The organism is uncultured Intestinimonas sp. (assembly GCF_944387725.1).
GTDB lineage: Bacteria > Bacillota > Clostridia > Oscillospirales > Oscillospiraceae > Intestinimonas.
The window spans coordinates 1-11,515 of record NZ_CALXGA010000068.1 but is presented as its reverse complement, the minus strand read 5'-3'; the positions used below and the strand labels follow the sequence as shown (position 1 = coordinate 11,515).

Below are 11,515 nucleotides of genomic sequence, written 5' to 3'. Positions count from 1 at the left end.
CGAACACGGCAGTTAAGCTCGCCCGCGCCGAAAATACTTGTCTGGAGACGGACCGGGAAGATAGGTAGTGCCAACACTGAGAAGCGCTCAGACGAAAGTCTGGGCGCTTCTTTTCCCTATTCGGCAAAGGGAATAAAAATGGGGCAGGGCGCAGGAAATTTCCCGCGCCCTGCTTGATCTGCGAAGCGGAGCCTCACCTGGGGAAGTAGGCGGAGACCATGGAGCGAACCTCCTCCAGCCAGTCCTGGCGCTGCTGGGGGGCGCCCTGATCCACCGCCCGGAACACACAGCGGTCAAAGGCAGAGACGCCGCAGACGCCGAAGACGCAGTCCTTCCAGAGGCGCTGGAGGGGATCCCCAAAGCGCTGGTCCTCCAGGGAGGCCGGGATATTAGAGGTGTTGAAGACCAGCGCAGCCCGGGCCTTGAGTTGCCCGGTGAGCCTGCCGTCTGGCTCCACGGCGTAGGCCACTCCCTCCCGAAGGACCCGCTGGAGCCAGCCGGTGAGGATGGCGGGGGGCTGGCCCCACCAGTTGGGGTGGACGATGACGATGCCCTCGGCGTCCCGGAGCTCCCGCTGGTACTCCGGAAGGACGCTGGAGGCGGGGCCAGCCAGCTCCTCCCGGGTCAGGACGGGGTCGAAGCCCTCAGAGTACAGGTCGTGAAACCAGACGCCATAGGTGTTCTCCCGAAGAACCTCTGCGGCGGCCTGGGCCAGGGCGGCGTCGAGGCTCTCCCCGCAGGGGTGAGCCAGCAGCACCAGCACATGGCCGCGCTCCGAAGCGGAAGCCGGCGTGTCGGAAAGGGCCTCCGTCCCAGAGGCCGGCGCCGCCTCCTGGGAGGCCGGTGTGGGGGCGGCGGGCTCCGCCGTGGGAACCGAGTCTGCCTGCCAGGAGAAGCGGTCCGGCGCTCCCACCAGTACCATAGCCGAACAGGGGGGGATGGTGAGCCAGGTGCGTCCCCCGTCGTTGTGATAAATCCGGTCCTTGTTGAGCACGTCCTGGAGGACCGGCTCGTTGTGGGGGAACTCCAGGGCGGCCTCCTGCTCGGCCAGGTTCAGCAGAATGTAGACCCGCTGCTCCGGGGTAGCGCGGCGGAAGACCAACTGCTCGTTTTTGATGACGATGTTTTCGTAGTCCCCCACCTGGAGGGCCGGGAAGGCCGCCCGGAGCTGGGCCAGCTTGGCCAGATGGCCGCACAGGGACTGGTCTCGCCGCTCCATCTCACCTAGGTCCAGGCAGGGCCTCAGGTCCACGTCGGACCACTTGGTCCGCTTTCCTTCCACAGCCCATTCTCCGCCGTAGTAGAGGGAGGGGACACCGGGCATGGTGTAGAGGAGGGTGTAGACGTTGGAGAGGTGCCGGGGATTGGTGAGAGTGCTGGCCAGGCGGTCCACGTCGTGGTTTTCGGTGAAGCTGTAGAGGGTGAGCCCCCGGTAGATACCGCCGGGGCCAAACTGGCGGTTCAGGGAGTGGGCGATCTCGAAGTAGTTCCGGGTGTTGTGGGCCGACCAGTTGCCCTTCCAGCACTCGTAGTTGGTGACCGAGTCCAGCAGCTCCGGGTTGGCCCAGCGGGCGTAGTCCCCGTGGATGATCTCACCCATGAGCCAGAACTCCGGGTCCCGGGATTTGGTGTAGGACCGAAGGGCCCGGAAGAAATCCAAATCCACGCAGTCGGCGGCGTCCAGCCGCAGGCCGTCGATGTGGAAGCGGTCCATCCACATCCCCACCGCCCCCAGGAGGTGGTCCCGGACCTCCGGGTTTTGCAGGTTGAGCTTCACCAGCTCGTAGTGGCCCCCCCAGGACTCATACCAGAAGGGGTCCCCCATGGGGGACCCGCCCCCGAAGTTCAGATTCTGAAACCAGCCGCAGTAGCGGGAATCCCGCCCCCGCTCCTGAACGTCCCGGAAGGCCCAGAAGCCCCGGCCCACATGGTTGAAGACCCCGTCCAGCACCACCCGGATGCCATTGGCGTGGAGGGTATCGCACAGGGCGGCAAAGCTGTCGTTGTCCCCCAGACGGCAGTCCAGCTGGTAGTAGTCGGTGGTGTCGTAGCCGTGCTTCACCGACTGGCACACCGGCCCCAGATAGAGGGTGTTGACCCCCAGGGCCTTCAGGTGGGGAATCCAGTCCCGCAGCTTGTCCAGCCGGGAGACCGGGGCCCCGCCGGGGTTATACTCCGGGCAGCCGCAGAAGCCCAGAGGGTAGATGTGATAAATCACCGCATGGTTGATCCAATGGTCCATTGCGTTCACTCCTATCCGCGCCCGGGCAGGGGGCGCACCCTCAGTATACCATAAACTCCGCCGGGAGGCGACAGGGAAATTGACGTCCCGGCTTGACCGGCGTGATATAATGAAAACTACGGACTCAGTGCGCCACGGGAAAATCCGGGCAGGCAGTCAAAACAATTCGTATAATAGAAGCCAAAAACTGCAATTTGTAGAAAAATAAGCGGCCAAATTTAAGGAGGTCATTGGAAATGGTGACATTGGGACAGCGTCTGGAGGAGCTGCGGACAGAGCGGGGGCTGAGCCGCCCGGCCCTGTCGGCGGCTCTGGGGCTCCCCAAGGGGGCGGCGGAGAAGTTCGAGACCGGCCGCCAGACTCCCACCAAGGAGCAGCAGGAGAAGATTGCCGCCTACTTTGGCGTGTCGCTCTTCTATCTCCGGGGGGAGAGCAGCGACCGCACCCGGCAGGAGGACTGGATGGACGCGGCGGCCTATGCCGGCGAGGAGCCGGTCTTCTCCCCCAAGCCGGCCCCCAAGCCCAAGAAGGCCCCGGAGCCTGTCCAGGGCGGGATGCTGGACGCCCTTCTGGCCAGCAAGCAGGTGCAGGAGCTGCTGCGCACCACGGTGCTGGACACCCTCCGCTCCCCGGAGGGCCAGGCCCTCATCGCCAAGGCGGTGCGGAAGGAACTGGGGAAAAAGTGAGGCGCGTGGACCATGCACAACGAATTGACCCAGAAGGACATTCAAATGATGCAGGAGGAGCTGGACTACCGCCGGATTACCCTGCGGCCCCAGCTTCTGGAGGCGGTGAAGGAGGCCCGGAGCTTCGGGGACCTCAGCGAGAACTTTGAGTACAAGGCCGCCAAGCAGGAGAAGAACCGCAACGAGGGGCGCATCCGCTTCCTGGAGAACATGATCAAGACCGCCGTGGTGGTGTCCGACCACTCCTCCGCCGATACCGTAGGGCTCTACGACAAGGTGACGGTCTACCTGGAGGAGGACGGCGAGACCGAGACCTACCAGGTGGTGACCACCATGCGGCAGGACGCCCTCCACGGCCTCATCAGCAAGGAGTCCCCGGTGGGCAGGGCCCTGCTGGGCCGGAAGGCGGGGGAGCGGTTCTACATCCAGGTGAACCCCAATTATGGCTACTACGCCGTGGTAAAGGCCATCGAAAAGGCGCAGGACGACGGCTCCGTGCCCCTGAACAGCTACTGAGGAACCAGAAAGAGCGGACGCCGGGAGACGGCGTCCGCTCTTTTCTTTTTGTCTGGGGAAAGGGGGCCGCCCCTCAGGGCCCCAACTGGTTTCGGTCCCGGAGCCAGCTGGGCAGGGAGCGCATCTTGATGCCCGAGACAATGCCCATACAGGCGTAGAGGGTGATGATGGAGGACCCGCCGTAGCTGAAAAAGGGGAGGGTCAGGCCCACCACCGGGAAGACGTAGAGGCACATGCCGATGTTGATGCCGGTCTGAATGAGGAGCATGGCGGCGTAACCCATGGCGATGTAGGCGGACATGGGGCTGCCGGCCCGGCGGGCCACCCAGACGCACCGGAGGATAATGGCGGCCAGGAGGAGGATCACCACCAGGCAGCCCACCATACCCAGCTCCTCCCCGCAGACGGCGAAAATCTCGTCGGTATGCCGGGCGGGGAGGGCCTCCCGGGAGGCGCTTTGGGTCTGGGTGCCCTGGAGATAGCCCTGGCCGAAGACCCCGCCGCTGCCAATGGCCAGGATGCTGCGGGTCTGCTGCCAGCCCGCCGCCTGGGTCTGCTCGTAGAGGGTAGCCTGGTTGCCGGTGATGTGGTCGATGACCACAGTGAAGCGGTTTTGAATATAGAGCGGGAGCCGGGGCCAGGCCAGAAACAGCGCGGCGGCGATGGCTATGACACCCAGGAGGAACCACCGCTTTTTGACCCCGGCGGTCCAGGCCATGATGACGAAGAGGCCCAGGTAGACCAGAGACATGCCGAAGTCCCCGGAGACCGCAGCGATGAGCCCGGCCATAAAGAGGGTGTGCCCCGCCAGCTGGACCACCGAGGAGAAGCGGCTGATGCCCCAGTCCTGGAGCTTGCGGCACTGGAGGGCCAGAAGCAGGACGAAAAAGACCTTGGCCACCTCGGCGGGCTGGATGTTGAAGGGGAGAAAGGGGAAGGCCAGCCAGGAGTTGTTGCCGGTGGTCTCCCCGCCCACGCCGAAGGGGGTCTTGAGCAGGAGAATGAGAAAGACGTTAAAGCCGAACATCCACTTCCAGCTCCGCTCCGTGAAGAGCTCCACATCCACGAAGGAGAGGACAAAGTAGGCCGCGATCCCCAGGACAATGGAGACAAGTTGGATGGGGACATACCGCCAGCTGGAGGCCCCCAGGTAGCGTGTGGCGCTGTAGATCAGGACTACGCCAAAGATGGAGGCGGCCAGAATCAGGGCCAGAAGGACGATGTCGGCCTTTCGGAAGAATTCTTTGATCCAAGGGGTGAGCCGCAAGGGGCCTCGCCTCCTTTCGGAGAGGACATTCTCTTCATTTTACCACGCCGGAGCCCGTTCGTAAACATTTTACACCGGCGGTTTTTTGTGATATAATGTTAAAAGTTTATGAAGCAGCGGAAAGGACGGGAGCCCATGACTTATGTGACCAACAGCCCGGAGGAGACCGAGGCCCTGGGGGCCGCGCTGGCGCCCGGGCTGGAGCCGGGGGTGGTGCTGGCCTTCACCGGGGACCTGGGTGCCGGGAAGACCGCCTTTGTCCGGGGCCTGGCCCGGGGGCTGGGCTGCTCCGGCCGGGTGACCAGCCCCACCTTTACCATCGTCAACGAGTACGAGGGGGGACGGCTGCCCCTGTTCCACTTTGATTTGTACCGGCTGGACTCCGCCGGGGAGCTTTTCGACATCGGCTGGGAGGACTACCTGGCCCGTGGGGGCGTGTGCGCCGTGGAGTGGAGCGAAAAGGCCGCCGGGGCCCTGGAGGAGGATTGCCTCCGGGTGGACCTGCGCCGGGGCGGGGATGACGGACAGCGGATCATCACCGTGACAAAGGGGGGAGAGGCGTGAAGATTCTGGCCCTGGAGTCCTCCGCCACGGCGGCCTCTGTGGCGGTGAGCGTTGACGGGGAGCTGATCGCCCAGTCCTTCCAGCGGGCCGGCCTCACCCACAGCCGGACCCTGATGCCCATGTGCCGGGACCTGCTGGCAAACTGCGGCCTCACCCTGGAGGGGATGGACGTGGTGGCGGTGGCGGCGGGGCCGGGCTCTTTTACGGGGCTGCGCATCGGCGTGGCCGCCGCCAAGGGACTGGCCTGGCCAGAGAATAAGCCCTGTGCTGGGGTCTCCACCCTGGAGGCCATGGCCTGGCCCCTGGCCCATTTAGAGGGGGACCTCTGCGCCGTCATGGACGCCCGGCGGAATCAGGTCTACAACGCCCGTTTCCAGGCGGGGTGCGGGACCCTCACCCGCCTGTGCCCCGACCGGGCCCTCTCCCTGGACGAGCTGGCGGAGGAGCTGCGGGAGCGGAAAAAAACGCAGATTTTGGTTGGAGACGGGGCCGGGCTGTGCTATAATGAGCTCACGAAGCGGGGGCTGCCCGTGGAGCTGGCCCCGTCCCACCTGCGCTGGCAGAGCGCCTGGGGGGTGGCCCGGGCCGCCGAAGCAATGGCATGGGCGGGGGGGCTGGTGACTGCCGCCGCCCTGGCGCCGGTCTACCACCGGCTCTCTCAGGCTGAGCGGGAGCGGCTGGACCGGGCCGCAGAACAAGAGAAAGGGGAAGCACCACATGGATGAAATGGTACACATTTTCGACCATCCTCTGATCCAGCACAAGCTGGCCATCCTCCGGGATGCGCGCACCGGCGTCAAGGAGTTCCGGGAGATCGTCTCCGAGATTGCCGCCCTCATGTGCTACGAGGCCACCCGGGACCTGCCCACCCAGGAGGTCACCATCAAGACCCCGGTGGCCACCGGCACCTTCCGCACCCTGGCGGGCAAGAAGCTGGCCATCGTCCCCGTCCTCCGGGCCGGCCTGGGGATGGTGGACGGCATTCTGACCCTGATCCCCTCCGCCAAGGTGGGACACATCGGCCTCTACCGGGACCCGGAGACCCTGGAGCCGGTGGAATACTACTGTAAGATGCCCTCCGACATCGCCGAGCGGGATGTCATCATCCTGGACCCCATGCTGGCCACCGGGGGCTCCGCCTCCGCCGCCATTCAGTTCATCAAAAACTACGATGTCAAGCACATCAAGCTCATGAACATCATCGCCGCCCCCCAGGGGGTGGCCCGGGTGCGGAAGGACCACCCGGACGTGGCCATCTACTGCGCCGCCCTGGATGAAACCCTCAACGACCACGGCTACATCGTCCCCGGTCTGGGGGACGCCGGCGACCGCATTTTCGGCACGAAGTAAAGCTGCGGGGAACGGCTTGACAATCCTCTGGAGCTGTGATATGATACGCCCACATACAACGCGAGGATGAGGAAGAGTAGCGCCCAGCCGCCCTGCCCAGAGAGCCCCCGTCTGGTGGAAGGGGGAGAGGGAGCGGGCCGCGAATACCCCTCGGAGCGGCCGCCTGAACCGCAAGCAGTAGGGCGCGTCGGGAGCGCCCGTTACTGCGCGGCCGTGTGTTGGCACGGCGTGAGGCCCCCGTCCGTGAGGAGGGGGCGAACCAGAGGTGGTACCGCGTGATCCACGCCCTCTGTCCAGATGGACAGGGGGCGTTTTTATGGAGTAAACGCCGCCGGGGACCTGACAGCGGGCGGCTCCGGCGAAAGCAGACAGAGGAGGCAGGGAAATGGAGGAGCGAAAGGGACTGCTGTGCGTATTCTGTGCGGCGGTGCTCTACAGCATCGGGGGGCTGTGCATCAAGGTCATCCCCTGGAACGGCATGTCCATCAACGGGGCAAGGACCGCCATCGCCCTGGTGGTCATCGGCGGGTATCTGCTGGCGGCGCGGCACCCCCTGCGGTTCAACCGATGGATTTTGGTGGGGGCCCTGTGCGTCTTCGGGACCAACGCGCTGTTTTCCCTGGCCAACAAGCTGACCACGGCGGCCAACGCCATTGTCCTGCAATTCACGGCCCCCATCTTTGTCATTCTGGCGTCGGCGCTGTTCTGGCGGAAGCGGCCCCAAAAGCTGGATGTGGCCGCCTGTGTGGTGGTGCTGGGGGGCGTGCTGTTCTTTTTTGCCGACAGCCTGAGCCAGGGGGGCGGCCTGGGCAACGTCCTGGCCCTGATCTCCGGGATCTCCTACGCCGGGGTGTTCCTGATGAACGAGCTGCCCGACGGCGACGGCATCTCCTCCGTCTTCTGGGGAGATGTGCTCTCGGCAGCCACAGGACTCCCCTTCCTGCTCCGGGAGGAGCCCCTCTCCCCCACTGCCCTGGGGAGCCTGCTGGTGCTGGGGGTCTTCCAGGTGGCCCTGGCCTATATCCTGATGATGAACGGGCTGAAGACCACCCCGCCGGTGACGGCCAGCCTGGTCTCCGGCATTGAGCCGGTGCTCAACCCCATCCTGGTGGCCCTCTTCTATCACGAGCGGATCGGACCCTTCGCCCTGGCCGGCGCGCTCATCGTGGTGGCTGGCGTGGTGGGGTACAATGTGCTGCGGGGGCTCCAGAAGCAGAGCCCGGAGCGGGCGTGAGAGTCATGCGGGAAACCGGCGCCCATGCTTTACCGGTTTTGATCAAACAGAAAACCATTTTGAAGGAGAAATACCATGAAAATTTACGAGGAACTGAAGGCCCGGGGCCTCATTGCCCAGGTCACCGGCGAGGAGGAAATCCGGGAACTGCTCAACAGCGGCAAGGCCACCTTTTATATCGGCTTTGACCCCACCGCCGACTCCCTCCATGTGGGCCACTTCATGGCCCTGTGCCTGATGAAGCGGCTCCAGATGGCCGGCAACCGGCCCATTGCTCTGGTGGGGGGCGGCACCGGCTATATCGGGGACCCCTCCGGCCGCACCGACATGCGGAATCTGATGACACCCGAGACCATCCAGCACAACTGCGACTGCTTCAAGAAGCAGATGAGCAAGTTCATCGACTTCTCAGAGGGCAAGGCCCTGATGCTCAACAACGCCGACTGGCTGCTCAAGCTCAACTATGTGGATTTGCTGCGGGAGGTGGGGGCCTGCTTCTCGGTGAACAACATGCTCCGGGCTGAGTGCTACAAGCAGCGCATGGAGAAGGGCCTGAGCTTCCTGGAGTTCAACTATATGATTATGCAGTCCTACGACTTCTACCACATGTACCAGACCGTGGGCTGCAACCTCCAGTGCGGCGGAGACGACCAGTGGTCCAACATGCTGGGGGGCACCGAGCTCATCCGCCGGAAGCTGGGCAAGGACGCCTACGCCATGACCATCACCCTCCTGCTCACCTCCGAGGGGAAGAAGATGGGCAAGACCCAGGCCGGGGCCGTGTGGCTGGACCCGGAGAAGACCTCCCCCTACGACTTCTACCAGTACTGGAGGAACATCGGCGACGCTGACGTGCTCAAGTGCCTGCGGATGCTCACCTTCCTGCCCCTGGAGCAGATTGACGAGATGGACAAGTGGGAGGGGGCCCAGCTCAACCAGGCCAAGGAGATTCTGGCCTTTGAGCTCACCAAGCTGGTCCACTCGGAGGAGGAGGCCCAGAAGGCCCAGGACGCCGCCCGGGCTCTCTTCTCCCAGGGCGGGGACCGCTCCAACATGCCCTCCGCCGCCCTGTCCGCTGGAGATCTCACCGATGGGCAGATCTCTGTGGTGGACCTGATGGTGAAGGGGGGACTGGCCCCCTCCAAGGGGGAGGCCCGCCGGCTCATCCAGCAGGGGGGTGTGGAGATTGACGGGGCGAAGGTCACCGACACCGCCGCCCAGATCTCGGCCCAGGCCCTGGAGGGCGAGGGCGTCACCGTGAAAAAGGGAAAGAAGACCTTCCTGAAGGTCACCCTGGCATAAGCTTGCGCCGCTCCCGGCAGAGGTCCGGGGGCGGCGTAAATTTATCGCCCTTCCGGCTTTACAGGGCGGCCCCCAGGGATTAGAATAGAGGCACAGAAAGAACAGGGAGGTGCCCCCATGAAGCTCACCTTTTTCGGCGCGGCCAAGGCTGTCACCGGGAGCTGTCACTGTCTGGAGGTCAACGGGACGCGCATCCTCATCGACTGCGGCCTCCAGCAGGGCCGGGACGAGCGGGACAACCGCGTGCTGGACTTTGCCCCCGGATCTATCGACTATGTGATCGTCACCCACGCCCACATCGACCACACCGGCCGCATCCCCCTGCTGGTGAAGCAGGGCTTCCACGGAACCATCGCCGCCACCCGGCTGACGGGACAGCTCATGTCCATCATGCTCCGGGACTCGGCCCACATTCAGGAGTCCGACGCCCAGTGGCAGAACCAGAAGGGCCGCCGGGCGGGCCGTCCCCCGGTGGAACCCCTCTACACCTTGGCCGATGCCCAGTGCGCCATGGGGCTGGTGGCGACTTATGAGTACGGCCAGATGGTGGACCTGTGTCCGGGGGTCCGGCTGCGGTTTACCGACGCGGGGCACCTGCTGGGCTCTGCCTGCGCCGAGCTGTGGCTCACCGAGGAGGGGGTCACCCGGAAGATCGTCTTCTCCGGGGACCTGGGCAACGTGGACCAGCCCATCATCCGGGACCCCCAGACCATCGACGAGGCCGACTTCGTGGTGATGGAGAGCACCTACGGCGACCGCCTCCACGAGCCCCCGGAGAGCTACACCGGGGCCCTGGCCCGGATCATCGACGAGACCTTCGACTGGGGGGGCAACGTCATCATCCCCTCCTTTGCCGTGGGCCGCACCCAGGAGCTCCTCTACTTCATGCGGGAGATGAAGGAGAAGGGCCTGGTGAAGTCCCACCCGGACTTCCGGGTCTGCGTGGACTCCCCCCTGGCCAACGAGGCCACCCGCATCTACTCCGGGGACCTCCACGGCTACCTGGACGAGGACGCCATCGCCGCCCTGAAGGGCGGGGCCCTCTTCCAGTTCCCCGGCCTCACCCTCACCGAGTCCAGCGAGGAGTCCAAGGCCCTCAACGAGGACAGGAGCTCCAAGGTCATCATTTCGGCCTCTGGCATGTGCGACGCCGGGCGCATTCGCCACCACCTCAAGCACAACCTCTGGCGGCGGGAGTGCGCCATCGTCTTCGTGGGCTACCAGGCCGAGGGCAGCCTGGGCCGGGCCCTGCTGGACGGGGCGAAATCGGTGCGGCTCTTCGGGGAGGAGATCGCCGTCAACGCCCGCATCGTCAACTTCAAGGGTCTCTCCTCCCACGCCGACCGGGACCACCTCCTCGCCTGGGCCAGGCACTTTGCCCCCAAGCCCCGGCACATCTTTGTGGTCCACGGGGAGGCCGCCGTCACGGAGATTTTCGCCCAGCATCTCCGGGACGCCGGCATCTCGGCCCACGCGGCGGAGTATGAGGAGGTCTATGACCTCGCCGCCGACCGGATGCTCGCCGCCGGGGTCCCCCTGCCCCCCAAGCCGGTCTCCGCCACGGGCTCCCCGGCCTATCGGAAGCTGGAGGCCGCCGGGCAGGAGCTCCTGGAGGCCATCCGCCACAATAAGGGCGGCGCCAACAAGGACCTGGCTCAGTTCGAGAAGGAGCTGCTGGCCCTGGCCCGGAAGTGGGACCGCTGAGCGCTGTCATCTCCACGCCGTTCGAGGTCCATGCCCAAATATCCCGCCGGTCGAATCACAGCATGGACTGGACCCTGGCTTTCATGGCAGCCTTGCGTTCCCCGCCTCCCTGACGGGAAGCGGCTCACGTTACCCAGCGGCAATACGCTCGCCAAAAGAAAGGAAGGAATGTATGGATTTTTGGGATCGCCCATTAACTACAACAGAAAAATGATTGTTATCGGTGCGGTTATTGTTCTTTTTATTCCCGGCCTTTTGCGGTGGCCGCGGCGAACCTCCAGCCGGATCGCAGATGCAGGCATAGTTTTCTTTGCAGGCTGAACCTGGCTGCGGATATGCCGCTGTCTTTGATCCAAAAAACTAGGGCTTGTTTGAAAATTGGCGATGTGTCCAGCAGCGAGGGATTTTGGGCCGCTGGCAAGCAATTTTTTCGCAGGAATCCTGGCGGATTGCAAGGAAAAATTGCGCCGTCCAGGGGGCAAAAGACCCGCCGGTTGGGCATGTTGACAATTTTCAAACAAGCCCTAGGGCTTGTTTGAAAATTGGCGATGTGTCCAGCAGCGAGGGATTTTGGGCCGCTGGCAAACAATTTTTTCGCAGGAATCCTGGCGGATTTCAAGGAAAAATTGCGCCGTCCAGGGGACAAAAGA

11 protein-coding genes are annotated in these 11,515 nt (G+C 64.4%); 8 read left to right on the top strand and 3 right to left on the bottom strand.

The features are described from left to right. Nucleotides 1-193 precede the first annotated feature (193 nt). On the bottom strand, nucleotides 194-2,242 hold the full coding sequence (locus tag Q0K09_RS09090; protein WP_294475531.1) for an alpha-amylase family glycosyl hydrolase: 2,049 nt from the start codon (nucleotides 2,240-2,242) through the stop codon (nucleotides 194-196). Nucleotides 2,243-2,478: 236 nt separating this feature from the next. On the opposite strand from Q0K09_RS09090, the gene Q0K09_RS09085 reads away from it, so the two are divergent. Together Q0K09_RS09085 and Q0K09_RS09080 are read left to right on the top strand one after the other, a co-directional pair. Further along, nucleotides 2,479-2,928 (top strand): helix-turn-helix transcriptional regulator, encoded by a 450-nt coding sequence (locus Q0K09_RS09085; RefSeq protein ID WP_294475528.1) that lies wholly within the window; start codon nucleotides 2,479-2,481, stop codon nucleotides 2,926-2,928. A gap of 12 nt (nucleotides 2,929-2,940) precedes the next feature. Further along, nucleotides 2,941-3,444 (top strand): GreA/GreB family elongation factor, encoded by a 504-nt coding sequence (locus tag Q0K09_RS09080; protein WP_294475526.1) that lies wholly within the window; start codon nucleotides 2,941-2,943, stop codon nucleotides 3,442-3,444. 73 nt (nucleotides 3,445-3,517) lie between these two features. Here Q0K09_RS09080 and Q0K09_RS09075 read toward each other — a convergent pair whose 3' ends face one another. Further along, entirely contained in the window at nucleotides 3,518-4,711 is a 1,194-nt protein-coding gene (locus tag Q0K09_RS09075) for an FtsW/RodA/SpoVE family cell cycle protein (protein ID WP_294475523.1), read from the bottom strand. Nucleotides 4,712-4,846: 135 nt separating this feature from the next. On the opposite strand from Q0K09_RS09075, the gene tsaE reads away from it, so the two are divergent. From tsaE to Q0K09_RS09045, 6 genes are all read left to right on the top strand, one after another. Beyond that, nucleotides 4,847-5,275, top strand: a complete 429-nt coding sequence (tsaE, locus tag Q0K09_RS09070) for a tRNA (adenosine(37)-N6)-threonylcarbamoyltransferase complex ATPase subunit type 1 TsaE (RefSeq protein WP_294475521.1) — start codon at nucleotides 4,847-4,849, stop codon at nucleotides 5,273-5,275. Next, nucleotides 5,272-6,000, top strand: coding sequence for a tRNA (adenosine(37)-N6)-threonylcarbamoyltransferase complex dimerization subunit type 1 TsaB (gene tsaB / locus Q0K09_RS09065; protein ID WP_294475519.1), 729 nt, complete (start codon nucleotides 5,272-5,274; stop codon nucleotides 5,998-6,000). Before tsaE ends, tsaB begins: the two co-directional genes overlap by 4 nt. Further along, nucleotides 5,993-6,625 (top strand): uracil phosphoribosyltransferase, encoded by a 633-nt coding sequence (gene upp, locus Q0K09_RS09060; protein WP_294475517.1) that lies wholly within the window; start codon nucleotides 5,993-5,995, stop codon nucleotides 6,623-6,625. Before tsaB ends, upp begins: the two co-directional genes overlap by 8 nt. Nucleotides 6,626-7,010: 385 nt before the next feature. Continuing rightward, a complete protein-coding gene (locus Q0K09_RS09055) occupies nucleotides 7,011-7,859 on the top strand; it encodes an EamA family transporter (RefSeq protein ID WP_294475514.1) in 849 nt (282 codons plus the stop codon). A gap of 75 nt (nucleotides 7,860-7,934) precedes the next feature. Next, nucleotides 7,935-9,161 carry a tyrosine--tRNA ligase gene (tyrS, locus tag Q0K09_RS09050; RefSeq protein ID WP_294475511.1) on the top strand — a complete coding sequence of 409 codons (1,227 nt, stop codon included), beginning with the start codon at nucleotides 7,935-7,937 and terminating at the stop codon, nucleotides 9,159-9,161. A gap of 117 nt (nucleotides 9,162-9,278) precedes the next feature. Continuing rightward, nucleotides 9,279-10,865 (top strand): MBL fold metallo-hydrolase, encoded by a 1,587-nt coding sequence (locus tag Q0K09_RS09045; RefSeq protein ID WP_294475508.1) that lies wholly within the window; start codon nucleotides 9,279-9,281, stop codon nucleotides 10,863-10,865. 241 nt (nucleotides 10,866-11,106) lie between these two features. On the opposite strand, the gene Q0K09_RS09040 is transcribed toward Q0K09_RS09045, so the two are convergent. After that, the coding region (locus Q0K09_RS09040; protein WP_294475505.1) for a hypothetical protein at nucleotides 11,107-11,515 on the bottom strand (409 nt) is incomplete at its 5' end.